At 73.3% G+C, this 25,410-nt stretch carries 29 protein-coding genes; 9 read left to right on the forward strand and 20 right to left on the reverse strand.

Annotated elements, in window-relative coordinates; translation table 11 throughout:
- The first annotated feature begins 12 nt into the window (after window positions 1-12).
- Complete coding sequence (locus JOE38_RS10090; protein ID WP_204576166.1) at window positions 13-1,017, forward strand: iron-siderophore ABC transporter substrate-binding protein; 1,005 nt, start codon at window positions 13-15, stop codon at window positions 1,015-1,017.
- A gap of 89 nt (window positions 1,018-1,106) precedes the next feature.
- On the opposite strand, the gene JOE38_RS10095 is transcribed toward JOE38_RS10090, so the two are convergent.
- Together JOE38_RS10095 and JOE38_RS10100 are read right to left on the reverse strand one after the other, a co-directional pair.
- A complete protein-coding gene (locus JOE38_RS10095; protein ID WP_204576167.1) occupies window positions 1,107-1,397 on the reverse strand; it encodes a transcriptional regulator in 291 nt (96 codons plus the stop codon).
- Window positions 1,390-2,073, reverse strand: a complete 684-nt coding sequence (locus JOE38_RS10100) for a hypothetical protein (RefSeq protein WP_204576168.1) — start codon at window positions 2,071-2,073, stop codon at window positions 1,390-1,392. The genes JOE38_RS10095 and JOE38_RS10100 overlap by 8 nt, the downstream gene beginning before the upstream one ends.
- A 159-nt stretch (window positions 2,074-2,232) precedes the next feature.
- Between JOE38_RS10100 and JOE38_RS10105 the strand changes: the two genes are divergently transcribed.
- Window positions 2,233-2,904, forward strand: coding sequence for a DUF998 domain-containing protein (locus JOE38_RS10105; protein WP_204576169.1), 672 nt, complete (start codon window positions 2,233-2,235; stop codon window positions 2,902-2,904).
- 27 nt (window positions 2,905-2,931) lie between these two features.
- On the opposite strand, the gene JOE38_RS10110 is transcribed toward JOE38_RS10105, so the two are convergent.
- The 13 genes from JOE38_RS10110 to JOE38_RS10170 all read right to left on the reverse strand — a co-directional run bounded on the left by JOE38_RS10110 (window position 2,932) and on the right by JOE38_RS10170 (window position 14,357).
- On the reverse strand, window positions 2,932-4,911 hold the full coding sequence (locus JOE38_RS10110; protein ID WP_204576170.1) for a cytochrome c oxidase assembly protein: 1,980 nt from the start codon (window positions 4,909-4,911) through the stop codon (window positions 2,932-2,934).
- A gap of 122 nt (window positions 4,912-5,033) precedes the next feature.
- A complete protein-coding gene (locus tag JOE38_RS10115) occupies window positions 5,034-5,321 on the reverse strand; it encodes an HU family DNA-binding protein (RefSeq protein ID WP_012039622.1) in 288 nt (95 codons plus the stop codon).
- Between the two features lie 131 nt (window positions 5,322-5,452).
- Window positions 5,453-5,758: a 30S ribosomal protein S14 gene (gene rpsN / locus JOE38_RS10120; protein ID WP_015491493.1), complete on the reverse strand. Its 306-nt coding sequence runs from the start codon at window positions 5,756-5,758 to the stop codon at window positions 5,453-5,455.
- A gap of 2 nt (window positions 5,759-5,760) precedes the next feature.
- A complete protein-coding gene (gene rpmG, locus JOE38_RS10125; RefSeq protein ID WP_011187086.1) occupies window positions 5,761-5,928 on the reverse strand; it encodes a 50S ribosomal protein L33 in 168 nt (55 codons plus the stop codon).
- Complete coding sequence (rpmB, locus tag JOE38_RS10130) at window positions 5,928-6,164, reverse strand: 50S ribosomal protein L28 (protein ID WP_012039624.1); 237 nt, start codon at window positions 6,162-6,164, stop codon at window positions 5,928-5,930. Before rpmB ends, rpmG begins: the two co-directional genes overlap by 1 nt.
- Before the next feature lie 194 nt (window positions 6,165-6,358).
- The gene (locus JOE38_RS10135; protein WP_204576171.1) at window positions 6,359-6,802 is read right to left on the reverse strand and encodes a Fur family transcriptional regulator; all 444 of its coding nucleotides are present in this window, start codon (window positions 6,800-6,802) and stop codon (window positions 6,359-6,361) included.
- On the reverse strand, window positions 6,799-7,725 hold the full coding sequence (locus tag JOE38_RS10140) for a metal ABC transporter permease (RefSeq protein ID WP_204576172.1): 927 nt from the start codon (window positions 7,723-7,725) through the stop codon (window positions 6,799-6,801). The genes JOE38_RS10135 and JOE38_RS10140 overlap by 4 nt, the downstream gene beginning before the upstream one ends.
- On the reverse strand, window positions 7,722-8,606 hold the full coding sequence (locus JOE38_RS10145) for a metal ABC transporter ATP-binding protein (protein ID WP_204576173.1): 885 nt from the start codon (window positions 8,604-8,606) through the stop codon (window positions 7,722-7,724). Before JOE38_RS10145 ends, JOE38_RS10140 begins: the two co-directional genes overlap by 4 nt.
- On the reverse strand, window positions 8,603-9,556 hold the full coding sequence (locus JOE38_RS10150) for a metal ABC transporter solute-binding protein, Zn/Mn family (protein ID WP_204576174.1): 954 nt from the start codon (window positions 9,554-9,556) through the stop codon (window positions 8,603-8,605). Before JOE38_RS10150 ends, JOE38_RS10145 begins: the two co-directional genes overlap by 4 nt.
- A gap of 69 nt (window positions 9,557-9,625) precedes the next feature.
- Window positions 9,626-11,026, reverse strand: coding sequence for a dihydrolipoamide acetyltransferase family protein (locus JOE38_RS10155; RefSeq protein WP_204576175.1), 1,401 nt, complete (start codon window positions 11,024-11,026; stop codon window positions 9,626-9,628).
- Between the two features lie 56 nt (window positions 11,027-11,082).
- A complete protein-coding gene (locus JOE38_RS10160) occupies window positions 11,083-12,048 on the reverse strand; it encodes an alpha-ketoacid dehydrogenase subunit beta (RefSeq protein WP_043584138.1) in 966 nt (321 codons plus the stop codon).
- Between the two features lie 86 nt (window positions 12,049-12,134).
- A complete protein-coding gene (locus JOE38_RS10165; RefSeq protein ID WP_204576176.1) occupies window positions 12,135-13,247 on the reverse strand; it encodes a thiamine pyrophosphate-dependent dehydrogenase E1 component subunit alpha in 1,113 nt (370 codons plus the stop codon).
- 9 nt (window positions 13,248-13,256) lie between these two features.
- Window positions 13,257-14,357, reverse strand: coding sequence for a pyridoxal phosphate-dependent aminotransferase (locus JOE38_RS10170; protein ID WP_204576177.1), 1,101 nt, complete (start codon window positions 14,355-14,357; stop codon window positions 13,257-13,259).
- A gap of 70 nt (window positions 14,358-14,427) precedes the next feature.
- On the opposite strand from JOE38_RS10170, the gene JOE38_RS10175 reads away from it, so the two are divergent.
- The gene (locus tag JOE38_RS10175; RefSeq protein WP_204576178.1) at window positions 14,428-14,823 is read left to right on the forward strand and encodes a phage holin family protein; all 396 of its coding nucleotides are present in this window, start codon (window positions 14,428-14,430) and stop codon (window positions 14,821-14,823) included.
- A gap of 8 nt (window positions 14,824-14,831) precedes the next feature.
- On the opposite strand, the gene JOE38_RS10180 is transcribed toward JOE38_RS10175, so the two are convergent.
- Together JOE38_RS10180 and JOE38_RS10185 are read right to left on the reverse strand one after the other, a co-directional pair.
- The gene (locus tag JOE38_RS10180) at window positions 14,832-16,106 is read right to left on the reverse strand and encodes a hypothetical protein (protein WP_204576179.1); all 1,275 of its coding nucleotides are present in this window, start codon (window positions 16,104-16,106) and stop codon (window positions 14,832-14,834) included.
- Window positions 16,103-16,429, reverse strand: coding sequence for a hypothetical protein (locus tag JOE38_RS10185; protein ID WP_204576180.1), 327 nt, complete (start codon window positions 16,427-16,429; stop codon window positions 16,103-16,105). The genes JOE38_RS10180 and JOE38_RS10185 overlap by 4 nt, the downstream gene beginning before the upstream one ends.
- A 131-nt stretch (window positions 16,430-16,560) precedes the next feature.
- On the opposite strand from JOE38_RS10185, the gene JOE38_RS10190 reads away from it, so the two are divergent.
- Together JOE38_RS10190 and purB are read left to right on the forward strand one after the other, a co-directional pair.
- Window positions 16,561-17,088: a low molecular weight protein-tyrosine-phosphatase gene (locus tag JOE38_RS10190; protein WP_204576181.1), complete on the forward strand. Its 528-nt coding sequence runs from the start codon at window positions 16,561-16,563 to the stop codon at window positions 17,086-17,088.
- Between the two features lie 13 nt (window positions 17,089-17,101).
- Window positions 17,102-18,484 carry an adenylosuccinate lyase gene (gene purB / locus JOE38_RS10195; protein ID WP_204576182.1) on the forward strand — a complete coding sequence of 461 codons (1,383 nt, stop codon included), beginning with the start codon at window positions 17,102-17,104 and terminating at the stop codon, window positions 18,482-18,484.
- Window positions 18,485-18,567: 83 nt separating this feature from the next.
- On the opposite strand, the gene JOE38_RS10200 is transcribed toward purB, so the two are convergent.
- Window positions 18,568-18,837, reverse strand: coding sequence for a hypothetical protein (locus JOE38_RS10200; RefSeq protein WP_204576183.1), 270 nt, complete (start codon window positions 18,835-18,837; stop codon window positions 18,568-18,570).
- Window positions 18,838-18,839: 2 nt separating this feature from the next.
- Window positions 18,840-19,514: a DUF308 domain-containing protein gene (locus JOE38_RS10205; RefSeq protein ID WP_239544800.1), complete on the reverse strand. Its 675-nt coding sequence runs from the start codon at window positions 19,512-19,514 to the stop codon at window positions 18,840-18,842.
- 325 nt (window positions 19,515-19,839) lie between these two features.
- Here JOE38_RS10205 and ppgK point away from each other — a divergent pair, with 325 nt between their 5' ends.
- Both ppgK and JOE38_RS10215 read left to right on the forward strand, forming a co-directional pair.
- Window positions 19,840-20,724, forward strand: a complete 885-nt coding sequence (gene ppgK, locus JOE38_RS10210; protein ID WP_204576184.1) for a polyphosphate--glucose phosphotransferase — start codon at window positions 19,840-19,842, stop codon at window positions 20,722-20,724.
- A 45-nt stretch (window positions 20,725-20,769) separates the two neighbouring features.
- Window positions 20,770-21,885 carry a glycerate kinase gene (locus JOE38_RS10215; protein ID WP_204576185.1) on the forward strand — a complete coding sequence of 372 codons (1,116 nt, stop codon included), beginning with the start codon at window positions 20,770-20,772 and terminating at the stop codon, window positions 21,883-21,885.
- A gap of 15 nt (window positions 21,886-21,900) precedes the next feature.
- On the opposite strand, the gene JOE38_RS10220 is transcribed toward JOE38_RS10215, so the two are convergent.
- Complete coding sequence (locus JOE38_RS10220; protein ID WP_204576186.1) at window positions 21,901-23,124, reverse strand: glycosyltransferase; 1,224 nt, start codon at window positions 23,122-23,124, stop codon at window positions 21,901-21,903.
- 182 nt (window positions 23,125-23,306) lie between these two features.
- Here JOE38_RS10220 and JOE38_RS10225 point away from each other — a divergent pair, with 182 nt between their 5' ends.
- Both JOE38_RS10225 and JOE38_RS10230 read left to right on the forward strand, forming a co-directional pair.
- A complete protein-coding gene (locus tag JOE38_RS10225; protein ID WP_204576187.1) occupies window positions 23,307-23,696 on the forward strand; it encodes a MerR family transcriptional regulator in 390 nt (129 codons plus the stop codon).
- Window positions 23,697-23,758: 62 nt separating this feature from the next.
- Complete coding sequence (locus JOE38_RS10230; RefSeq protein WP_204576188.1) at window positions 23,759-25,384, forward strand: peptide chain release factor 3; 1,626 nt, start codon at window positions 23,759-23,761, stop codon at window positions 25,382-25,384.
- Window positions 25,385-25,410 lie beyond the last annotated feature (26 nt).

Raw genomic sequence — 25,410 nt, forward strand, 5'->3', positions numbered from 1 at the left:
AGGCCCCGCACCATGAGGTTCCCCACCACCGGCTCCGCCCTCGTCGCGCTCACCGTCGCGACGCTCGCCCTCACCGGATGCACCGCCTCGTCCGACCCGGGCACCACCGCGCCGCCCGCCTCGGGATCCGCCACGGGCGCCTTCCCCGTCACCGTCGACACGAAGTTCGGCGACGTCACCGTGCCGAGCGAGCCGAAGCGCGTCGTCGCGCTCGGCTGGGGCGACGCGGAGACCGCGCTCGCGCTCGGGGTCCAGCCCGTCGGCGCGTCCGACTGGCTCGGCTTCGGCGCCGACGCGGACGGCGTCGGCCCGTGGGCGCAGGGCCTCTACACCCAGAAGCCGCAGATCATCGAGACGCTCGAGCCCTCCTACGAGGCGATCGCGGCGCTCAAGCCCGACCTGATCCTCGACACCAAGGGCTCGGGCGACCAGGCCCGCTACGACCGCCTGTCGCAGATCGCGCCCACCATCGGCGTGCCCGAGGGCGCCGACAGCTACCTCACCGACATGGAGGACCAGGTCGACATGGTCGCCGAGGCCCTCGGCCGCGAGGACCAGGGCGACGCCCTCCTCGACGCGGTCGACCAGCGCTTCGAGCAGGTCGAGGCCGCGCACCCGGACTGGAAGGGCAAGACGGCCACCGCCGCCACCAAGACCAGCGAGGGCTGGGGCGCCTACGCCGAGGGCAGCGAGCGCGTCGCGTTCCTCGAGCGCCTCGGCTTCGAGCAGAGCCCGACCATCGCGGGGATCCCCGTCAACGCCGGCGGCTTCTCGGTCGACGTCTCCTCCGAGCAGCTCGACCTGCTCGACGCCGACGTGATCGTGGCGTTCCCGATCTTCATCGACAAGTCCGTCATCACCGACGACCCGCTGTGGCAGGCGATCCCCGCGGTCGCGGCCGGCCACTCCATCGTCCTCGACGGCGACGTCTCGTCGGCCTACTCGATCGGCACCACGCTCTCCACCGGCTACGCGCTCGACCAGCTCGTGCCGCTGCTGGAGACCGCCACGAGCTGATCCGGATCCGCATCCCCGAGGGCCCGTCGCGCACGCAGCGCGGCGGGCCCTCGCCGTCTCGTCGTCTCGCCGGCCCGGCGCCTCCGGACCTACGCGTCGAGCATCGCCGTGAGCGCCCGCCGGTAGTCCTCGAACGCGCGGCGGCCGACCGTCGTGAGCGCGAGGTACGTCACGGGCTGCCGACCCTCGTGCGTCTTCCGCACCTCGACGTAGCCGGGATCCTCGAGCTTCCGGAGGTGCGTCGACAGGTTGCCGGCCGTCATGTCGAGGATCTCCTGCAGCCGCGGGAACGACAGCGCCTCCCCCGCGTCCAGCGTCGCGAGCGCGGCCACGATCCGCAGCCGGGCCTGCGCGTGGATGACCGGGTCGAGCTCAGCCAAGGCGGGCTCGCAGCGAGCGGCGCGTGCGACCGGCGAGCAGGGCGGCCACGATCCCCGTCACGAGGTACGCCCCTCCGCCCACGACGGCCATCACCAGGTAGTTGCCGGGGTAGCCGGCGAACGGGGCGGCGAGCGCGGCCAGCACGAGGATCGATCCCAGCAGCAGCGACGACCGCGAGCGGAAGAGCGCGGCGGTCGACAGCAGCATGAGCCCGGCGACGAACGAGAAGCCGGACGTGTAGAAGATCGCGAGCAGGCGGTCCGGAGCGTCGTTCCACGCGAGGCCGATGCCGAGCACGTAGATCGAGACCATCGCCACGGACCAGCTGATCCCGTAGACGCGCCCCTGCCAGGCCGACTCGGGCGAGCTCTCCACGCCCGGGGCGTTCCGGATCCCGAGCACGATGCTCACGATGCTGGACAGCGCGATCAGCCCCGCGAAGATCCCGACGGCCACCGGCAGGGGCAGGCTCACCGCGTCCGACCCGTCGATGAGCCAGAGGGCCGTGTACCCGAGGATCCACGCGACGCCCCAGCAGACCTCCATCACCCAGACGAACGACATCTGCGCGTCGACCGCGACCCGCCGCTGGTCCTCCATGAGCGCGTGCATCTCCCGCGGGTCGGGCGCGGGCCCGTCGTCGTCGACCTCGTCCCGGTGCGTCGTGGTGTCCATCTCCGCCTCTCCGCGGACGACCATCGCCCGCCGGGCTCGCGCCCTCGATACTTTGTAATGCAAAGTGCTTTGCTGTGTCAATGGATCCTCGGTGCGGGGAGGATGGACGCATCCGCCACGGACGAGACCCGGCGCCGCGTGCGTCCCCGAAGGAGCCCCATGAGCCCGCACCGCCCGCTGATCCCCGCGGCCGCCGGCGTCGCCTGGATCGCCGCCGCCGTCGTCTACGTCGGCACGGAGGCGGTCGCCGCGTCCGCCTTCCCCGGTTACAGCTACTCCGCCAACTACATCAGCGACCTCGGCGTCCCGGACGTCGCCGTCTTCCAGGGCCGCGCCATCGACTCGCCGCTCCACGCGGTCATGAACGCGGGCTTCATCCTCCAGGGCGCGCTCTACCTGCTGGCCGCCGTGATCGCGACGCGCGCCCTCCGCGCCGGCCCGCGTCGCGCCTTCCTCGCCCTCGCCGCGGTGCACGCGGTCGGGATCACGGTGGTCGGCCTCGTCCACGGCAGCGCCTCGAGCGCGGCCAGCGGCATCGGCTGGATGCACGTGGTCGGCGCGGGGATGGCGATCATCGCGGGCAACGCCGCCTCGATCACGGCGGGCCTCGGATCCGGCCGCATCGGCGTCGCGCGCGGGTTCCGCGTCGCGAGCGTCGGGCTGGGCGTCGTCGGCCTCGTCGCGCTCGCCCTGCTCGAGGTCCTCGGCGGCTCGACGATCGACGGCGTCTGGGAGCGCGGATCCGTCTACACGGTCACGGCGTGGGAGCTGATGGCGGGCGTCGCCGTGCTCGTGGCCGCCCGACGCCGCAGCGGAGGCGCGCGCGACTGACCGGAGCCGCCCGACGGACGGCGCCGGCTAGCGCCGCTCGCTGGCCTGCAGCGCCTCGAGGTTGCGGTTGTACGCCTCGAGCTCGGCGTCCCCGTCCCGGTCGGCCTTGCGGTCGTACCGCACGGAGTCGCGCTTGTCGCTCTTGCTCCACATGATCGCCGTGACGATCGCGAGGATCACCGTCGGGATCTCGCCGATGCTCCACGCGATGCCGCCGCCGGCCTGCTGGTCGGCCAGCGCCGACTCGCCCCACGGCCGCCCCATCGCGCCGAACCAGTCCGCGAGCAGGAGCCCGGTGCCGGTCATGAGCGAGAGGCCGAAGAACGCGTGGAACGCCATGGTCGCGAGCAGCAGCAGCAAGCGCATCGGGTACGCGATGCGCACCTTCATCGGGTCGACGCCGATGAGGTTCTGCGTGAAGAGGTACCCGACGATGAGGAAGTGCACGATCATCCACTGGTGCCCGATGTGGTCGGTCGTGGCCCAGCTGAACAGCGGCGAGTAGTAGAAGACGAGGAGCGAGCCGGCGAAGAGCACGGCCGCCACGATCGGGTGGCCCACGAACGACGCGAACCGGGAGTGCACGGCCATGAGGATCCACTCGCGGCCGCCGCGGCTGCCGTCCTGGCGCTTCCGGATGGCGCGCATCGCGAGCGTGACGGGAGCACCCGGCACGAGCAGCAGCGGGATGACCATGGCGAGCACCATGTGCGCCAGCATGTGCGAGCTGAAGAGGTACTTCTGGTAGACGTTCACGCCGCCGTTGGTGATGTAGAAGAGGCCGATCATGCCGGCGACCCAGAGGATCGAGCGGTGCACGGGCCACGCGTCGCCGCGCTTCCGCAGGCGGTGGACACCCGCCAGGTAGAAGAAGATCCCGAAGGCGCACAGCAGGATCCAGAGCAGGTCGAAGTTCCACTCCGTGAGGTAGCGCATGGGCGTGAGCTCGGGCGGCAGGGGCTCGCCGGTGAGGATCTGCGCGGGCGTCGGATCCGGCAGCTGCGTCACGACGACCTGGCTCACGGGCGGGGCCGTGCGGGCGAGCGCGGCGGCCACGCCGGACGCGACGCCCATGAAGGCGAGCTCGGCGGTCACGAGCCACCAGAACGGCCCGCGCGCCGCGGATCCGCGCTCCTCGAGACGCCCGATGAGCACGCGCCGGTACGCGGCGCCGAAGAGCCCCAGCGCGAGGAGCGCCGCCACCTTGATGAGCACCAGCAGCCCGTAAGCGGTGAGCAGCCGGTCGAGCGTGCCGACGCGGATCTCCGCGCTGACGTACCCGGATGCCGCCACGACCACGAAGCACACGAGCGCGACCGCCGAGTAGCGGCGCAGCACCGGCACGAGCCGGTCGCCGTCGAGCTTCGACCGCAGCAGCACCATGGTGAGCAGCCCGCCGAGCCAGACGGCGGCGAACACGAGGTGCAGGCCGAGCGCGTTGACCGCGGCGTCGTGCCCCTCGGTGCCGCCCGCGTGGCCCTGCTGCGCCATGGGCACGAGGCCGCCGACCGCGATCACGAGCACGAACGCGATGGCGGTGTGGTTGCGCACCGCGAAGCACAGCACCGTGACGGTCGCGGCGATCAGCGTGGTCGCGAGCCACGCCTGGCCCACGGAGATCTGCGTCAGCACCAGGCCGAGGCTCGTGCCGAATTCCGCGCTGAACGAGAAGGCGGTGCCCGAGACGCTGAGGAAGGTGAAGAAGGCGGTGATCGCGGAGGCCACCGTCCAGAGGGCGGCGCCGGCGGCCGCGATGTCGAGCGCGCGGCCGTACTCGGGGCGCTGGCGCGACAGGGCGAACGCGGCCAGCAGGAGCGCGCCGATGGCCGTGGCCGCCGAGAGGTTGACCATCATCTTCGCGGCGGGCAGGCCGTAGCGGACCACGGGACCCGCGTCCTCGAGCAGCTGCGGGGCGGCGCCTCCGCCGATGGCGAGCGCGGCCAGCAGCGAGAGGAACGCGACGATGACGAGGGCGGCGGGCCCCGCGACGCGGAGGAGTCTGGGCATGAGGGGATCAGCCTAGCTCCCGCCTGCTGACGGCCGGCTGGCCGCCGGAGCGCCGCCCGGGAACGCGACAGCGGGGGCGCCGACCGGAGTCGGCGCCCCCGCTGGGCGTGTGGTGAGGAGGACTACTTGACGGCGGCCTTGAGCTTGCTGCCGGCGGAGACCTTAACGCCCTTGGACGCCTTGATCTCGAGGGGCTCGCCCGTCTGCGGGTTGCGGCCCGTGCGCGCGGCGCGAGCCGTCTGCTCGAACGCGACCCAGCCCGGGATCGTGACCTTGACGCCGTCGGCGACGTTGGTCGCGACGGTGGAGAAGAGCGCGTCCAGGACGCCGTTGACGGCGGCCTGGCTCTGGCCCGACTCCGCGGCGACGGCGGCAACGAGCTCGGTGCGGTTGAGTGACTTGTCAGCCATGGGTGTCCTCCTCGGACCTGGTGCCGTTCTTCGCGAGCGGCCGTGTGGTGGATGGGATCTGTCTACGTCAGCGGACCGTGCGAGCCGAAGAGGCCATCAGCGGTCCGTTCGGCCGTACGGCCGCTTGGAACCTACCAGCTGGACTTCGTGATGCCCGGAAGCTCGCCGCGGTGGGCCATGTCACGGAATCGCACGCGGGAGATGCCGAACTTCGACAGGTTGCCGCGGGGGCGGCCGTCGATGCCGTCACGCTGGCGGACGCGGACGGGCGAGGCGTCGCGCGGGAGGCGCTGGATGCCGGCGCGGGCCGCCTCGCGGCTCTCGTCGGTGCCGTTCGGGTCCACGAGGGCCTTCTTCAGCTCGAGGCGCTTCGCGGCGTACCGCTCGACGATGACCTTGCGCTGCTCGTTGCGGGCGATCTTGCTCTTCTTGGCCATGGTTAGCGCTCCTCGCGGAAGTCGACGTGCTTGCGGACGACCGGGTCGTACTTCTTCAGCACGAGGCGGTCGGGGTTGTTGCGGCGGTTCTTGCGGGTCACGTAGGTGTACCCGGTGCCAGCCGTCGAGCGGAGCTTGATGATCGGACGGACGTCCTGCTGCTTGGCCATTAGATCTTCACCCCACGAGCGAGGATGTCCTTGACGACGGACTCGATGCCGCGGGCGTCGATGACCTTGATGCCCTTCGCGGAGAGCGTGAGCTTGACGTTGCGACGCAGCGAGGGGACGTAGTACGTCTTCTTCTGCACGTTCGGGTCGAAGCGGCGCTTGGTGCGCCGGTGCGAGTGCGAGATGTTGTGTCCGAAGCCGGGGACGGCGCCGGTCACCTGGCAGGTTGCTGCCATGGTTTCCTCCGTAGGTACCGTAGGGCGAGACCGCCCTACCCAAGATTTCTTGTCGGCACGCCCGTCCCGCATCTCGAGAGAAGGGGATCCGCCCCTCGGGAGGGACAGCGGGCGCACATGCGAGCGGATGAGCCGCTCGGCCAAGGATCGAGGCTACGCGACGACACGCCCGGGCGCAAGCCGGGGGCCCGGGATCATGCGGATGCGGAGGCCTCGGCCGTGGTCGCCGTCGGCCCGTTCGTCGCCTCGGCCGCGCGGCGTGTGCACTCGGCGCAGAGCCCGAACACGTCGACCACGTGGCTCGGCGCGGTGAAGCCGTTGCGCGCGGCGACGTCGTGCGCCCACGACTCGACCTCGTCGGCCGCGATCTCGACGGTCTTCCCGCACACGCGGCAGATGAGGTGGTGGTGGTGGCCGCCCGTGGCGCACGTGCGGTAGAGCGCCTCCCCGTCGGGCGACTGCAGCGAGTCGGCGTCGCCCTCGGCGGCGAGGTCGCCGAGCGCGCGGTAGACGGTGGCCAGGCCGATCGGGGATCCCGCGTCGTGCAGGCGCGCGTGGAGCCGCTGCGCGCTCACGAACTCGGTCGATGCGTCCAGCGCCTGCCGGACGGCCTCGCGCTGCCACGTGTTCCGCTTCATGCCCGTGCCCTCCCGGCGGGCGATCCTCCCCGCCCCGCCAGGGTACGCGTCCCACCCGACGTGCCGCTGCGCGCCCGGAGGGCGTCGATGCCGCGGCAGACCAGGTAGATCGTGAACGAGATGGTGGTGACGTAGGGGCTGATGGGGATGCTGCTGCCGAGCGCGAGCATGATGCCGCCGACGATGCTCGCGAGCGCGAACAGCACGCTGAGCGAGACGACCACCCGCGGCGTCGAGGAGACGCGCATCGCGGCGGCCGCGGGCGTGACGAGCAGCGAGAGCACGAGCAGCGCGCCGACGATCTGGATGGAGACCGCGGTGCCCAGCCCGAGCAGGACCATGAACACGATGGAGAGCAGGCGCACGGGCACGCCGCGGGCCGCGGCCACGTCGGGGTCGACGCTCGCGAACATCAGCGGCCGCCAGACGACCGCGAGGCCGAGGATGACGACGGCGCTGATCGCGACGAGGTAGCCGAGCTGCGGGTTGTCGACCGAGACGATCTGGCCCGTGAGCAGGCCGAACTTGTTGCTCGCGCGGCCGTCGTAGAGGGCGAGGAACAGGATCCCGAGGCCCAGGCCGAACGGCATGATGACGGCGATGATCGAGTTGCGGTCCTTCGCGCGCGTGCCGAGCACGCCGATGGCGATGGCGGCGACCAGAGAGCCCACCAGGGACCCGCCGACGACGTTGACGCCGAGCAGCAGCGCCGCCGCCGCGCCCGCGAACGAGAGCTCGCTCACGCCGTGCACCGCGAACGCGAGGTCGCGCGTCATGACGAAGACGCCGATGAGGCCGCCGACGACGCCGAGCACGGCACCCGCGATGATGCTGTTCCGCAGCAGCGCGACGAGCGCGCCGTAGTCGGAGAAGTCGAACAGGCGCGACCAGACGTCGCCCGCGTCGGCGAGCAGGTGGATCACGCGGCCCTCCCGTCGGTCGAGCCGGCGGCCTCGGCGGCGTGCAGGCCGTGCGGCCCGTGGTCGCCGTGCTCGTCGTGGTCCTCGTAGGCGTGCGAGTGGTGGCCGTGCGGGTCGTCGGTGGCGCCGACGACGACGACGCGGCCGCGTACGCGCACCACGTCGACGGGCGTGCCGTAGAGCGAGCTCAGCACCTCGGAGTCGAGCACCTCGTCGGGCGTGCCGATGCGGAACCGGCCGCCCACGAGGTAGAGCACCCGGTCGACCATGTCGAGCACGGGATTGACGTCGTGGGTGACGAAGACGACCGCCGCGTCGGTCTCCCTGCGGTGCCGGTCGATGAGCTCGCTGACCACGCGCTGGTGGCCGAGGTCGAGGCTGAGGAGCGGCTCGTCGCAGAGGAGGAGCCGTGGATCCGACGCCAGGGCCTGGGCCACCCGCAGGCGCTGCTGCTCGCCGCCCGAGAGGGTCGCGACCGGGGCGTCCGCGTAGGCCGTGGCGCCGACCGCGTCGAGCAGCTCGTCGATGCGGGCGCGCTCGGCGCGCCGGCTGATCGGCAGCCCCCAGCGATGGCCGGTGACGCCGAAGCCGACGAGGTCGCGCGCCCGCACGGGCGTCGCCGCGGTGATGAGCTTCTGCTGCGGGATGTAGCCGATGCGCCGCGCGCCGCGGCGCACCGGCTCGTCGAGGAAGCGCATCTCCCCCGACGTGAGGCGCTGGGCGCCGAGGACGGACTTGAGGAAGCTGGTCTTGCCGGATCCGTTCGGACCGAGGACCGCGACGAACTCGCCGGGCGCCACGTCGAGGTCGAGTCCGCTCCAGAGGGTGCGCGCCCCGAACGCGAGCGTCGCGTCCCGGAGGCTCAGGACGGGAGCGCCGGTCACGATCCCTTGATGGCGGAGGCCACGGCGTCGACGTTCTCGGTCATCCACTCAACGTACCCGCTGCCCGTGGGCAGGTCGGCGGGCAGGGTCTCCGTGACCGGCACGACCGGGACGCCGGCGGCCTTCGCGGCGGCGACGACCTGGTCGGTCGTGGCGCCCGTGGTCTGCGAGTTGTAGACGAGCGCGGCGACCTTCTTCTCGGAGAAGAGCGCGAGCGTCTCCTTGAGCACGTCGGCCGGCACGTCGGTGCCCTCCTCGACCGCCTCGCTGAACTCGTCCGGCGTGCGGTTCTCGAGGCCCATGGCGCTCGTCATGTAGAGCGGCACGGGCTCGGTGATCGCGACGCCCTTCCCGGTGCCGGCCGACTTGGCGGCGGCCTCGGCCTGGGCGATGGTGTCGAGCTTCGCCGTGAAGGCCTGCTCGTTGGCCTCGAACGTCGCGGCGCCCGCGCTGTCGGCCTTCGAGAACGCCTGCTCGATCTCCTCGGCCAGCTTCTTCATCGTGGGCATGTCGTACCAGACGTGCTCGTTGAGCTCGCCCTCGGCCGGCTTCTGGTCGAAGCCGGAGATGTCGACCGCGTTGAGGAGGACGGGGCTCTTGCCGCCCGGGAGCGCCTTGACCATCGTGTCGACGAAGTCGTCGTAGCCGCCGCCGTTCTGGATCACGACGTCGGCCGTGGAGAGCGCCAGCTGGTCGCGCGAGGTGGCCTGGTACTCGTGCGGGTCCTTGTCGGGGCTGTCGATGATGGACGTGACCTTGACGTCGTCGCCGCCGATCTGCTGCGCGATGTCGCCGTAGACGTCGGTCGAGGCGACGACCTCGAGCGTGCCGCCGCCGGACGCGGACGCCGACGCGCCGTCGGAGGGCGCCCCGGATCCGGAGGCGCAGCCCGCGAGGGGGACGGCGAGGAGCGAGACGGCGAGCAGGGCGGTGAGGGGGCGACGGTTCATGGATCCGACAGTACGGTATTGATAACCACTCTCAAGACCATCGCGCCCCCGCTGTGGAGGGCGACCCCCTCACTCCAGGAGCAGCGCCGGCTCCTCGATGATGCTCGCGACGTCCGCGAGGAAGCGGCTCGCGACGTCGCCGTCGACCACGCGGTGGTCGAAGCTCGCCCCGATGGTCGTGACGAAGCGCGGGCGCACCTCGCCGTCGACGACCCACGGCTTCTGCTTGATGGTGCCGAGCGCGACGATCGCGACCTCGCCCGGGTTGAGGATCGGCGTGCCCGTGTCCATGCCGAAGACGCCGATGTTGGTGATCGTGATGGTGCCCTGGCCCATGTCGGCCGGGGTCGTCTTGCCGTCGCGGGCCGTGAGCGTCAGCTGCTCGAGCGCGCGGGCGAGCTCCAGCAGCGACATCGCCTGCGCCTCCTTGACGTTCGGCACCACGAGCCCGCGCGGGGTCGCGGCGGCGACGCCGAGGTTCACGTAGTGGCGGACGATGATCTCCTGGTCGGTCCACGAGGAGTTGACCGTGGGGTTCCGGCGCACGGCCCAGATCATCGCCTTCGCCATGATGAGCAGCGGCGAGACCTTGACGCCCGCGAAGTCGGTGGACGCCTTGAGGCGCTTGACGAACTCCATCGTGCGCGTGGCGTCGACGTCGACGAACAGGCTCACGTGCGGCGCCTGGAACGCGCTCTGCACCATCGCCGCCGCGATGACCTTGCGGACGCCCTTGACGGGGATCCGCTCCTCGCGCGCATCCGGCCACTCGGGCGTCTCGATGTTCTTGAAGACGCTCGCCTGCTGCGCGGTGCGGATGACGTCCTCGCGCGTGATCTCGCCGACGAGCCCGGTGGCCTCGACCTCGGCCAGGTCGACCTCGAGGTCCTTCGCGAGCTTGCGGATGGGGGGCTTGGCGATGATCGGCACGGCCGAGGCGGCGGGCACCGAGTCGGGGCGCGGGGCGCGGGCGGCGGGAGCGCCGACCGGGGCGCCCGGACGCGCTGCGTGGCGGGCGGCGGGCGCGGCATCGCCCGGCTCGGCGCGCCGACGACGGCTGGCGACCTTGCCGACCGTGCCGTAGCCCACGAGCACCGCGCCCGAGGTCTCCTCGGCGGCGGGCGCGGGCGCCGGCTCGCGGTTCTCGATGGCCGTGTCGTCCTCGATCACCGTCTCGCCCGGGAGGGCCATCTGGGCCGGCGTCTCGGCGGGCGCCGACACGGTCGGCGACCCCTGCGCGATCGCGATGATGGGCGTGCCCACCTCGACCGTCTGGCCCTCCTGCACGAGCAGCCCCGAGACCGTGCCCTCGAACGGGCTCGGCAGCTCGACGAGCGACTTCGCCGTCTCGATCTCGACGATCACCTGGTTGAGCGCCACCTGGTCGCCCGGCTGCACGCGCCACGAGACGATCTCGGCGTCGATGAGGCCCTCGCCCACGTCGGGCAGGGTGAACTCGGAATCAGCCATCGTGCGGTCCTCTTCTTCTGCCGCGCGGGCGGCGGGCGTCGTGACGGGTGCGGCGTCTAGTAGGCGAGCGAGCGGTCGACGGCCTCGAGGATGCGGTCGGCATCCGGGAGGTACAGCGTCTCGAGCTTCGCGGGAGGGAACGGGGCGTCGAAGCCGGAGACGCGGATCACCGGCGCCTCGAGCGAGTAGAACGCCCGCTCGGTGACGGTCGCCGCGATCTCGGAGCCGACCGACACGTGGCCGGGCGCCTCCTGCGCGACGACCAGACGGCCGGTGCGCTGCACCGACTCGAGGATGGGGCCGTAGTCGACGGGCGACAGCGAGCGCAGGTCGACGACCTCGACGCTCGTGCCCTCCTCGGCCGCGAGCTCGGCGGCCTGGAGGAGCATCGCGACCATCGCGCCGTGCCCGACGAGCGTGACGTCGGTGCCGGAGCGGACCACGCGGCTCTCGTGCAGGCCGATGCCGGGGGCGGAGAAGTCGACGTCGCCCTTCGGCCGGTAGCGCGCCTTGGGCTCGAAGAACATGACCGGGTCGTCGGACTTGATGGCCTCCTGGATCATCCAGTAGGCGTCGTGCGGGGTGCTCGGGCTCACGACGCGGAGGCCGGGGGTGTGCGCGAAGTACGCCTCGGGGCTCTCCTGGTGGTGCTCGATGGCGCCGATGTGGCCGCCGTACGGCACGCGGATCACGACGGGCATGCGCATCGCGCCCTCGTGCCGGTTGGTGATCTTCGCGAGCTGGCTCGTGATCTGGTCGAAGGCCGGGTAGATGAACCCGTCGAACTGGATCTCGCACACCGGTCGGTAGCCGCGCATCGCCAGGCCGATGGCCGTGCCGACGATGCCGGACTCGGCGAGCGGCGTGTCGATGACGCGGCGGTCGCCGAAGTCGCGCTGCAGGTGCTCGGTGATGCGGAAGACGCCGCCGAGCGGGCCGATGTCCTCGCCCATGAGCAGGACCTTGTCGTCCTCCTCGAGCGCGCGGCGGAGGCCCGCGTTGAGCGCCTTCGCCATGGGCATGCTCTCGATGCCGGCGCGGGCTCCCGCGCCGGTCGTCGCGGCGTCGTCGGACCCCGCGGGGGTCGCGGCGCGGTCGATGGTGTCGGTCATCGGTTCCCCTCCAGGGAGGCCTCGTAGCGCTCGAGCCACTCGCGCTGCTCCGTCGTGACGGGGTGCGGCTCCGAGTAGACGTGGTCGAAGATGCCGGGCAGCGCCGGGCTCGTCAGCTCGATGGTGCGGCGGCGGACGTCGGCGGCGAGGTCCTTGGCCTCCTCGTCGATGCCGTCGAAGAGGGACTGCGGCGCGCCCTGGTCGCGCAGATACGCCTCGAGGCGGGCGATGGGGTCCTTCGCGACCCAGCCCTGCAGCTCCTCGTCCGTGCGGTACTTCGTGGGGTCGTCGCTCGAGGTGTGCGCGCCGACGCGGTAGGTGAGCGCCTCGATGAAGGAGGGGCCGCCGCCGTTCCGCGCGTCGTCGAGGTGCTTGGCCGTGACCGCGTAGCTGGCGAAGACGTCGTTGCCGTCGACCTGCGTGCTCGGCACGCCGAAGCCCCGCGACCGGAGGTAGAGGGGCGTGCGCGACTGCGTGGAGACCGGCACCGAGATCGCCCAGTGGTTGTTCTGGAGGAAGAAGACCTGCGGGGTCTGGAAGCTCGCGGCGAAGACGAACGCCTCGCTCACGTCGCCCTGGCTGGTGGCGCCGTCGCCGTAGTAGGCGATGACCGCGGTGTCGCGATCGGGATCCCCTGTGGCGACGTCGCCGTCGAACGCGACGCCCATCGCGTAGCCCGTGGCGTGCAGCGCCTGCGAGCCGATGACCAGCGTGTAGAGGTGGAAGTTCGCCACCGCCGGATCCCAGCCGCCGTGGGTGACGCCGCGCATGAGGCGCACGATGTCGACCGGGTCGACGCCGCGGATGAGGGCGACGCCGTGCTCGCGGTAGGCGGGGAACACGTGGTCCTGCGGGCGGGTGGCACGGCCGGATCCGACCTGCGCCGCCTCCTGGCCGGTGCTCGGCGCCCAGAGGCCGAGGTGGCCCTGGCGCTGCAGGTTCGTCGCTTCGAGGTCGAACGCCCGCGTGAGGCGCATGTCGCGGAGGAAGCCGCGGTGGTCGTCCTCCGTGAGTCGCTCGAAGTACGGGAGGAACTCCTCGGCGGAGTCGCTCGGTGCGAGCTCGCCCGTGGGGGTCAGGAGCTGGACCGTCACATCGCTTTCCGGCATCGTCCCAACCTACCGGCGCGCCGGGTGGCCCTCCGGCAGCCCCCGGACAATTCCCGCCGAGGCGTTCAGTAGCTTCCGGACAGAGGCGGGCTCCCCGATGGTGACGCGGATCCCCTCGGACCCGAACGCGCGCACCACGAGCCCGGCGGCCGCGAGCTGCGCCTCCACCTCGGCGGTCTCGGCGCCCGTGGCCAGCCAGACGAAGTTGCCGTGCGGTCGCGGCACGTCCCAGCCCTGCTCCGTGAGCTCGCGCCAGGCCTCGTCGCGGTCGCGGGCGAGCACGGCGACGCGCTCCAGGAGCTCGTCCTCGTGCTCGAGCGACGCGAGCGCCGCGTGCTGCGCGTGGCCCGTGACGGACAGCGGGATGGCGGCGGAGCGGGCGGCGTCGAGGATCCGCGGGTGGCCCACGGCGTAGCCGATGCGGAGGCCCGCGAGCCCGTACGCCTTCGAGAACGTGCGGAGGACGACGAGGTTCGGGTGGTCGGCGAGGAGGCGCATGCCGTCGAGGGCATGCTCCTCGCCGACGAACTCGCCGTACGCCTCGTCGAGGAGCACGAGCACGTCGCGCGGGACGGCCGCGAGGAGGCGCTCGAGGTCGGCCTCCGTGACGAGGGTGCCGGTGGGGTTGTTCGGGGTGCAGACGATGACGACGCGCGTGCGGTCGGTGAGGGCCCGGATCATGCCGTCGATGTCGTGCGAGTGGTCCGGCAGGTTCGGGACGGGGACGCCCGTGGCGCCCGCGACCGTGATGAGGGTGGGGTACGCCTCGAAGGAGCGCCAGGCGTGGACGACCTCGTCGCCGGGGCCCGCCGCCGCCGTGATGAGCTGCGAGAGGATCGCCACGGATCCGGCACCCGCGTGCACGTGGTCGACCGTGACCCCGAAGCGCTCGGCGAGCGCGGTCCGCAGCAGGGTCGCGCCCGCGTCGGGGTAGCGGTTCACATCGCGCACCTGGTCGATGCGCGCGAGCACCGAGGGCAGCGGGTCGAACGGGTTCTCGTTGCTGGAGAGCTTGAAGTCGTCCTCGCCAGCCGGCTTGCCCTGGCGGTACGCGACCATGGCGGCGATGGCGGGGCGGAGCCGGACGGGGGCGGCGGGTTCGGGGATCACCGGGCGATTCTACGGGCGCCCCACCGCGCGGCCCATGGTCCGCCGGGGCGGCGTCTGCGAGGATCGGCGCATGCCCCGATTCCTCGTCCGCGTGGTCGTCAACGCCGTCGCGCTCTGGCTCACCACGCTCATCGTCTCCGGCACCGTCGTGACCGCCTACGAACCGGGCGACACCACGGCCACCGTGCTCACCTACCTGCTGCTCGGCGCGATCTTCGGCGTCGTGAACGGCGTGATCGGCACCGCCATCCGCATCGTGGCGTTCCCCCTCTACATCCTCACGCTCGGTCTCATCGCGCTCATCGTCAACGGGCTGCTCTTCCTCCTCGTGGCCGCGATCTCCGACGCGCTCGGCTTCGGTCTCACTGTCGAGGGCTTCTGGTGGGGCGTGCTCGGCGCCCTGCTGATGGCGTTCTTCAGCTGGCTGGTGGGTCTCGTGCTCCGACCGGTGACCTCGAGGGCCTGAGCCGGGCGTCACATCCCACCCCCCGATCCGCCTGGCGGGGTGAGCGGGGTCCGCTCCGCCCGGTAGAGGTGGGACGCGACCGGCGTCGCCCCGTCGAGGAACCCGCGGAGCTCGTCGCGCGCCCGCTCCAGGAGCGGAGAGCGCGAGGCGTCCATCTCGGTCGCCGTCGCACGATAGGTGCCCAGATCGTGCGCGTCCAGGACGCCCGCAGGCACCGTCGGCGCGAAGGCGGGTGCGCGCACCACGACGTCGTCGCCCGCGTCGCCGTCGGACGGGCGCACGCCCCCGAGCGCCGGGACGGGGTCGTCCGTGTGCTCCACCGCCACGCCGTCGATCCCCTGGCGGATCGGCAGCTGCCCCACCGGCGAGCCGAACGTGAGCTCATGGGTCACGTGGAGGCCCGGGGCGTCGCCCACCGACCGCGCGAGGATCCCGCCCATCGAGTAGCCGACGACGTAGACCTCGTCCTCCGCGGTCGCGCCGGCCTCGCGGAGCGCCGTCTCCGCCGCGTGCACGGCGGACCCGCCCTCGGTGGCGAGCGCGGCCGCTGCCGAGGCCGGCCCGAAGTCCTCGCGGCCGGTGCGCGGATCCAGGGTCAGCATGCCGCCGAGGTACGCGACGAAGCGACGGCGGCCGTCCGGAGCGCGGTACTCCTCGACGCGCATCTGCGGGGTGCCGGGGACCGGGTCGGGGATCCGGTCGGCGAGGTCCTCCAGGCTCGTCGGCGCCGGGCGGACGGCGTCGCGGCGGGCGTGGACGACGGCGGGCGCGTCGCGCAGGAACCCGAGGGCTCCCAGCGCGGCGAGGAGGCCCGCGGTCGTCTCCCGAACGCCGTCGTCCCCGGCCGGGCGGTCCGGCAGGAAGCGCGTAGCCACGGCCGCGATGTCCGACACCACGTCCCGGACGACGACGGGCAGCAGGATCCGGAGGGGCTCGCCCGCAGACGCACGACCCGCATCCGCCGCACCGTCGCCCGCGGCGGATCGCACGCAGCGGTCGACGTCCCGCTCCCCGTCCGCGTACTCGGCGGCGACGCGACGCAGGTCGGCGGCGAGCGCCCGCGCGTCGTGAGCGGCGGACGCCAGGAGACCGCGCGGGGCGTCGAGGCTCGCGTCGTGGGCGCCCGTGATCGTGGCCACCAGCGGCGGCAGGGCCAGCGCGCGGGCATGGTCGTCGAGCCGCCCGGCCTCGTCGTCGAGCCGCCCGGCGATGCGCGTGAGGTCGTCCGTCTCGACGGCGGTGCCGCCTCCCTCGGTGACGGTGAGCCCCGCGACCGCGTTCACAGGTGCGCTCCGGGGCAGCCGGGAGCCGAGGCGGCGTTCGGATGGACGTCGTGGAGGAGGGTGCCGGCGAGGGCGACGCGGCCGGCGAGGTCGTCGAGGGCGCGGATGAACGCGTCGTGCGCGCGTCCGGACCACGACGGGTCGTCCCGGCAGGACGCGATGCCGCGGTGCGTCTCCGCCACCGCGTCGGCCACGGCGGCGAGCGCATGCGCGCGCGTCAGCGCCTCGGCGCGGAGCTGGCCGGGTGTGCCGCCGCCCTCCGCGCCCGTCCCTCCGAGCGGATCGCCGCCGCCCGCTCCCCATCCGCCCGGCTGTCCCCGCATCGCATCCCGTCCTCTCCCGTCGTGCCGCATCGTGCTCGGAGGCGGAGACAGCGGGCCGCCGCACGCCGCATCCGGGGGACGGGGAGGCATCCGGGGGTGTGGGGAGGGACCGCAGCCGACAGAATGAGCGCATGGGAGCCCCCGACTCTCCGGCCGCGACGGCTCCACCCGTCTTCCGGATCGCCTTCGTCTGCACCGGCAACATCTGCCGCTCCCCCATGGCGGAGGTCGTGTTCCGGGACCTGGTGCAGCGCGCCGGGCTCGCGGACCGCGTCTCGGTGACGAGCGCCGGGACGGGCGACTGGCACGTGGGCGAGCAGGCGGACGCGCGCACGCTCGCCGCGCTCGACCGGCGGGGCCTCTCGGGATCCGCGCACCGCGCCAAGCAGTTCGACCCGGACACGCTGCCCGACCTCGACCTGGTGGTCGTGTTCGACCGCGGTCAGGAGCGGACGCTGCGCCAGTGGGCCCGCACGGAGGCGGACCGGGCGAAGATCCACCTGCTGCTGTCGTTCGATCCTCCACAGGCCCACCTGCGGGACGTGCCCGACCCGTACTACACGGACGCGGCGATGTTCGATCGGGTTCTTGGGATGATAGACCGAGCCGCCCGGGCCCTCCTCGCGCAGGTGGAGCCCGGCATCCGTCCCCCCAGCTAGGAGATCCCCCCGCATGAGCCCGTTGCCCCCGCAGGTGCTGAGCCCCCTCGACGGCCGCTACGCCCCCGTCGTCACCGAGCTCGGCGAGCACCTCTCGGAGGCGGGCCTCAACCGGGCGCGCATCCACGTCGAGATCGAGTGGCTCATCCACCTCACCGACCGGTCGCTCCTCTCCTCCTCGCCGTTCACGGACGCGCAGAAGGCGGCGCTGCGCGAGGTCGTCGCGGGCTTCGGGCAGGAGCAGATCGACGCGCTCGCCCGCGTCGAGGCCGTCACCCGGCACGACGTGAAGGCCGTCGAGTACTTCGTGCGTGACCGCCTGGAGGAGCTCGGCCTCGGGCACGTCGCCGAGCTCACGCACTTCGCCTGCACGAGCGAGGACATCAACAACCTCTCCTACGCGCTCGTCATCGACCGGGCCGTGCGCGAGGTGTGGCTGCCGAAGCTGGTCTCCGTCATCGGCGCGCTGCGCGAGCGGGCCCTCCTCTTCCGCGACGACGCCATGCTGTCGCGCACGCACGGGCAGCCGGCCACGCCCACCACGCTCGGCAAGGAGCTCGCGGTGTTCGTGCACCGGCTCGAGCGCCTGCGGGCCGACGTGGAGGACGTCGAGGTGCTCGGCAAGTTCAGCGGCGCCACGGGCACGTTCGCGGCGCACCTCGCCGCCGACGCCGACGTCGACTGGCCCGCCGAGTCACGCGCCTTCGTCACGTCGCTCGGGCTCGTGTGGAACCCGCTCACCACGCAGATCGAGTCGCACGACTGGCAGGCCGAGCTCTACACGCGCATCGCGCACGTCAACCGCGTGCTGCACAACCTGTGCACCGACGTGTGGACCTACATCTCCATGGGGTACTTCCGGCAGATCCCGCAGGCGGGAGCGACCGGCTCGTCCACGATGCCGCACAAGATCAACCCCATCCGGTTCGAGAACGCCGAGGCGAACCTCGAGCTGTCGGACGCGCTGCTCGACTCGCTGGCGTCCACGCTCGTCACGTCCCGGCTGCAGCGCGACCTCACGGACTCCACGACGCAGCGCAACGTCGGCGTCGCGCTCGGGCACTCTCTGCTGGCGCTCGACAACATCGGGCGCGGGCTCCTCGAGATCGACGTCGACCGGGCGCTGCTCGCGGCCGACCTCGACGCCAACTGGGAGATCCTCGGCGAGGCCATCCAGACGGTCATCCGCGCGGAGATCGTCGCGGGGCGCAGCTCCATCAGCGACCCGTACGCGGTGCTCAAGGAGCTCACGCGCGGCAAGCGCGTCGGACGCGACGAGATGCGGGCGTTCGTCTCCGGGCTCGACATCGGGGACGCCGCCAAGGCGCGGCTGCTCGAGCTGACCCCGGCCGGGTACGCGGGGCTGGCGTCGCAGCTGGTCGACCACATCCTCTGAGGCCGGGCATCGGGATCCCCGTCGAGGCGGGGATCCCGGCGGGGCTCAGCGGGGGAGATCGAGCCGGAGCGGATCCCGGCGGCTCAGTGCCGCGTCGGCCGATCCGGGTGGTCCTGCTCGTCCATGTCCTGCAGCTCGTCGCGGTTCGGCTTGAACGACAGGGCGAGCATGGCGAGCATCACGAGGGCGCCGATGAAGGCGACGCCCGTGAAGACGATCACGACCGTCCAGCCCTGGGCGTCGGCGGGCCGCGTGCTGAGGCCGACGATGAGGCCGACGAACGCGGCGAGGGCCGCGGCGATGCCGAGCAGCTCGGCGGGGCGCATGCGGTCCTTGCGGATGTTGGAAGTCACGGTCAGCTCGCGCTCTCGGTGGTCCGGGGGGCGTCCGCCGCGGAGGTCGCGGTGGGCGTGGATGTGCCCCATTTCATGCTCAGGGCGGCGATGACCAGGAAGACCCCGACGATCGCCGCGTAGGCGCCCAGCAGCCCGACGGCCACGACGGGCGCGGTGAGCTGGCCCTCGCGCTGCTCGACCCCGCCGTACTGGACGACGAGGTCCGGCGGCACCAGGAGGAAGGCGACGGCGAGCACCACGGTGAGCGCGCCGGCGGTGATCGCGTCGGTGGCGCCCGGCACGCGGCCGCGGGAGCGCAGGCCGGCGACGAGCTCCAGGAACCCGGTCACGACGGCCCAGACGCTCACGACGTAGAGGAGCACGAGCACGCCCCCGTCGCGGGCGAGCAGCGCGGCGACCCCGGCGACGACCGTGATCGCGCCCTGGGCCACGGCGCTCGTGCGGAGGCGCGCGGCGGGACCGCGGAGAGTCCGCGCGCCGAGGCCCGCGGTGATCAGGCCGGAGAGGATCGCGAAGACGCCGAACGCCACGAGGCCGAGGGCCGGCGAGTGGTCGCTGGAGAAGGTGATGAACGCGGCGAGCGCGAGGGCGGGCAGTGCGCGCAGGAGGAGCACGGGCCAGTACGCCGCCCGGAACGTCAGCTCGTCCTCGGACACGGCAGCCTCACTCTCCATCGGGAGCCAGCCTACTCGGTGGGTTCCTGGGCGGATGCTCGGCCGGAGCGCGCGGTGACGGCCATGTCGCGCTGGCCTAGGCTCGACGGGTGACGAGTCCCCTCCCCCGTCTGGCCGCCGCGGCGGCCGGTGCGGTCGTCGGGCTCGCGGTCGTCTGCGCCGTGGGCGTGGCCTGCGGGATCGTCTACGCGAACCGGGCGTTCTGAAGCGCGTCGGCCCCGCGGCCGACGGCCCGGATCCGCGCGTCGGGTCCGCCCGATCCGCCGCTCCGCGCGACGCGCACCCGCGCCCCGCGTACCGCAATCCGCAACCGAGAGGCCCCGCCGTGCCCCAGCCCGAGACCGCGCCGCGGCCCGCCTCCGAGAGCGGCCGGACGGCAGGCGGCTTCATCCCCGTCGACCGCGCCGTCGTCGCCGCCCCCGAGGGCGCCGCGGAGGCGCTCACCCGACGCGACCGGCTGGCGCTCGGCATCGACATCGGCGGCACGACGCTCAAGGCGGGGATCGTCGACGTCACCACGGGGATCCGGCTCACCGAGCGCATGACCGTGGCGAAGCCCGTCGGCGGCGAGCCCGAGGACATCGCGGACGTGATCGCCGAGATCGTGCTGGAGCTGACGCCCGACGAGGACCTGCCCGTCGGCGTCGGCGTCCCCGGCATCGTGCGGGACGGGATCGTGCGCTCGTCGGCCCACATCTCCGACCGCTGGCTCGGGATGGACGCGCGCACCGCCATCCGCGAGCGCAGCGGGATCGACGTGCTCACGGTCAACGACGCCGACGCCGCGGGGGTGGCGGAGCTCGAGTACGGCGTGCTGCAGGGCCGCGGCGGCCTCGTGATCCTCACCACGCTCGGCACGGGGATCGGCACCGCGCTGCTGCACGACGGCACGCTGATCCCGAACAGCGAGCTCGGCCACGTGCACATCGACGGCGGCGACTACGAGATGCAGGCCGCGTTCTCCGCGGTGCGACGCGAGGGGCTGACCTTCGAGGCGTGGGCGGCGCGGCTGGAGCGGTACTACCGGCACCTCGAGTCGATCATGTCCCCCGACCTCATCGTGGTGGGCGGCGCGGCGGCGCACGAGTTCGCGCGCTTCGAGGGGTTCCTGCACCTCGACACGGAGATCATCGCGGCGAGCCGGGGGAACGACGCCGGCCTCGTGGGCGCCGCGCTGCTCGCGCACCGGGCGGGCGTCGCGCCGGACTGATCCGGGCCAGCGCTCCGGGCCGACGCCGTCGGGCAGACTGGCGCCATGAGCACCGCCGCTCCCCGCCCGCTGCGCGTCGTCATGTCGCCCGACTCGCTCACCGGATCCGCCACCGCCGTCGAGGCCGCCGAGGCGCTCCGCCGCGGCTGGCTCCGCGCGCGTCCCGGAGATGACGTGACCCTGGCGCCCATGGCCGACGGCGGGCAGGGCACCCTCGACGTGCTCGCGGCGGCCGTCCCGGGAGCGCGGCGCGTGCCCGTCCGCGTCACCGGGCCCGACGACCGGCCCGTCGACGCGCACTGGCTCCTCCTGCCCGACGGCACGGGCGTCGTCGAGGTCGCGTCGACGAGCGGGATCACGCTGCTGGATCCGCTCCGCCCGCTCACCGCGCACACCCGCGGCTTCGGGCAGGCCATCCGCGCCGCGCTGGACGCCGGCGTCCCGCGCCTGCTGCTCGCGCTCGGCGGCAGCTCGTCGACGGACGGCGGCGTCGGCGCGCTCCGGGAGCTGGGCGCCCGGGCCGTGCGCGCCGACGGCTCCCCGGCCGGCGACGGCGGCGTCGCGCTCGCGGACATCGCGTCGCTGGACCTCGCGGGGCTCCGGGCGCTACCGGCGGGCGGCGCCCGGATCCTCGGCGACGTCCGCGCTCCCCTCTCGGGGCCCGCGGGCGCGGCCGCCGTCTACGGTCCGCAGAAGGGCGCGACGACGGCGGAGATCCGCGCGCTCGACGCCGGCCTCGCGCACCTCGCCGGGCTGCTCGGCGTCGATCCGGCCACCCCGGGCGCCGGCGCGGCGGGCGGCACGGCGGCGGGCCTGGTCGCGTGGGGTGCCGTCGTGGGATCCGGGTCCGTCGACGTGGCCGACGCGATCGGCCTGGCCGGGCTCGTGGCTGGCGCCGACATCGTGATCACGGGCGAGGGCCGCTTCGACGCGCAGTCCCGGACGGGCAAGGTCGCCTCGCACGTGCTCGACCTCGCCCAGGCGCACGCGACGGCGGCGATCCTCGTGGCCGGTTCCGTGGCCGCTCCCACCGGCGGGTTCGCGGCCGCGCGCTCCCTCGCCGACCTCGCCGGATCCGCCGACGCCGCGCGCGCGGACGCCGCGACCTGGCTCGAGCGCGCCGCGGAGGACGTGGCGCGCGGACGCGAGTGGATGGGCTGAGGCAGGCCGCCGGCCTCAGTGCCGCGAGCCCCCGACCGGATCCGCGCATCCGACGGCACCCGCCGCCCGCTCCCGCGACGCCCGGTACTCCTCCGCCACGTCCGCCGCCGCGACGTCCCACGTGCGCCGGGCCGCGTGCGCCCGCGCCGACGCCGAGAGCCGCGCGAGGGCGGGCCGGTCGGCGAGCAGGTCGCGGATCGCGCGGGCCCAGTCGGCGGGATCCCGCGTCGGCACGAACACGCCGCTCACGCCCTCCCGCACCGAGTCGACCAGACCCTCCGTCCGCGACGCGACGACGGGCGTGCCGCACGCCGCGGCCTCGAGCGCCACGAGCCCGTAGGTCTCGGCCGCCGACGGCATGAGCGCGAGGTGCGCCGCGGCGAGCGTCCGCGCGGTCGCGGCCCGGTCGAGCGCGCCCACGAAGACGACGTCGTCCTCGAGGCCGAGCGAGCGCACGAGCGCGTGCAGGCTCGCCGCGTACGCGTCCCGGCCGGGCGAGACCCCGCCGGCGATCACGAGCAGGGGCCGGGTCGCGGGATCCAGCAGGGCGAGGGCCCGCAGCGCGACGTCCTGGCCCTTGAGCGGCTGGATCCGCCCGAGCAGCACGATCCGCACCCGCCCGCCGCCGTCGCGGCCCGACGGCTCCCGCAGGAACGCCTCCTCCACGCCCGGCGCCACGACGTGCACCGCCGCGGGATCCGCGTCGTACGCCTCCACGAGCAGCCGCTTCTCCGACTCCGCCGACGCGACCACGAGGTCGGACGCGCGCACGAGCCTCCCCTCGTCCGCGAGCCGCGACTCCGGCTCGGGGGTGTCCCCCGCCACCAGCCGGCGGTTCTTGCCCGCGGAGACCGAGTGCAGCGTCAGCACGTGCGGCACGCCCCACGCGCGCGCGACCGGCAGCGCGGCCGCGGCCGACAGCCAGTAGTGCGCGTGGACGACGTCCGCGGGCGGCAGCGCGGCGAGCGCGTCGGCGAAGGCGTCCGTGATCCCGGGCAGCTCCTCCTTCGCGAGCGGCCCCACCGGTCCCGCCCGCAGCGCGAGCAGCTCGACGCCCGGCGCGACGGGCAGCACCGCCGGATCGGCCGGATCCGTGGCGCGCGTGATCAGCCGCACCTCGTGCCCCTGCCGCCCGAGGCTCCGCGCGAGCTCCAGCAGGTAGACGTTGAGCCCGCCGGCGTCCCCCGTGCTGGGCTTCTGGATCGGCGACGTGTGCAGCGAGACGAACGCGATCCTCATGCGCCGATCCTACGAGCGGCGCCCGTGCCGCCCCGCGAGCCCGACATGCCTCGCGACCGCGACGCCGCTCGGACGGGGGCAGGTGATCGGTGCCCCCGATCGGGGAGAATGGGCGGATGCGGTCGCCCGTCCGCAACCCGCCCACACCTCCCCTGCCCGGGAGAGCCCGTCTGGAGGCCCGCATGACGCGACCCGCCGGCCCCGCGACCATGCAGATCGGCGAGCTCGCCGAGCGCACCGGCCTGTCGCACCGCACGCTCCGCCACTACGACGAGACCGGCCTGCTGCGCCCGTCCGGCCGCTCCGAGGGCGGCTTCCGCCTCTACACGGACGAGGACCTGGAGCGCCTCCTCCTCATCCGCCGGATGAAGCCGCTCGGCTTCTCGCTCGAGGAGATGATGCGCCTGCTCGAGGTCTCCGACGCGCTCGACGCCGCCGGCCCCGACGACGACACCGCCTCGCTGCGCGCAGATCTCGCGGCCTTCATCGCCGACGCCGAGGAGCGCCGCCGCCGCCTGGCCGAGCACCTCGCCATGGCCGACGAGTTCCTCGACCGCCTCCGGGCGCGCTGACCCGGGGGCCGCGCATGCCGCCCGGCGCGGACCCTCACGTGACGGCCTCGTACCATGGGGAGGTGTCGACCATCACCCCTCCCCGCGCGCCCGCCTCGGCCTCCGCCTCCCCCGTGCTGCGCGAGGCGTCCCGCCGTCGCACCTTCGCCGTCATCTCCCACCCCGACGCGGGCAAGTCCACGCTCACCGAGGCGCTGCTGCTGCACGCGCACGCCATCGGGTCCGCGGGCGCCGTGCACGGCAAGCAGGGCCGCAAGTCCACGGTCTCCGACTGGATGGACATGGAGAAGGAGCGCGGCATCTCCGTGAGCTCCGCGGCGATCCAGTTCACCCACCGCGACACCGTCATGAACGTCGTCGACACCCCCGGCCACGCCGACTTCTCCGAGGACACCTACCGCGTCCTCTCCGCGGTGGACGCCGCGATCATGCTCGTCGACGCCTCGCGCGGCCTCGAGACCCAGACCATGAAGCTCTTCGAGGTGTGCCGCCAGCGCCGCATCCCGATCATCACCGTCATCAACAAGTGGGACCGCCCGGGCCGCGAGCCCCTCGACCTCATGGACGAGATCAAGGAGCGCACGGGCCTCCTCCCCACCCCGCTCACGTGGCCGGTCGGCGAGTCGGGCGCGTTCTTCGGCGTCGTCGACCGCTCCAGCGGCGAGTGCGTGCACTTCACGCGCACCGCGGGCGGCGCGAGCATCGCCCCGGAGACACGCATGTCGCCCGACGAGGCGCTGGCCGCGGCCGGATCCGCCTGGACGAACGCCGTGGAGGAGAGCGAGCTGCTGCACGAGGAGGGCCAGGACCACGACGAGGAGTCGTTCCTCGCCCGCCGCACCACGCCCGTGCTCTTCGCGGCCGCCGTCCTCAACTTCGGCGTGACCCACATCCTCGACGCGCTCGACGACATCGCGCCGGCCGCCCAGCCGCGTCCAGACGAGCAGGACCGCACGCGCCCCGTCGAGGAGGACTTCTCCGGCTTCGTCTTCAAGGTCCAGTCCGGCATGAACACCGCGCACCGCGACCGCCTGGCCTTCATGCGGATCTGCTCGGGCGTCTTCCACCGCGGCATGACGGTCACGCACGCCCAGACCGGCCGCCCCTTCGTCACCAAGTACGCGCAGCAGCTGTTCGGCCGCGAGCGCTCCACCGTCGACGACGCCTACCCGGGCGACGTCGTCGGTCTCGTGAACGCGTCCAACATCCGCGTGGGCGACACGCTCTTCGACGGCGCGCCCGTCACGTTCCCGCGCCTCCCCCAGTTCGCACCCGAGCTCTTCCGCGTCGTCCGCTCGAAGGACACCAGCACGCACAAGCAGTTCCGCAAGGGCATCGAGCAGCTCGACCACGAGGGCGTCATCCAGGTGATGCGCTCCGACCTCCGCGGCGACCAGGCGCCCGTCCTCGGCGCGGTCGGCCCCATGCAGTTCGAGGTCGTCGTGGAGCGCATGACGAACGAGTTCCGCGCGCCGCTGCGCATGGAGCCGCTCGAGTACCAGGTGGCCCGGATCACCGACGCGGCCTCCGCGCCGGCCCTCGCCAAGACCATCGGCGTCGAGGTGCTGGTCCGATCCGACGGCACGCACATCGCCCTCATCACCACCCCGTGGCGCCTCAAGGCGATCCAGCGCGACAGCCCCGAGCTCACCCTCGTCGACGCCGCCACGGCCCTGCCCGACGCCTGATGCCACGGACGCACGCGTGACCCCCT

The sequence above is a fragment of the Clavibacter michiganensis genome (assembly GCF_016907085.1).
GTDB lineage: Bacteria > Actinomycetota > Actinomycetes > Actinomycetales > Microbacteriaceae > Clavibacter > Clavibacter michiganensis_O.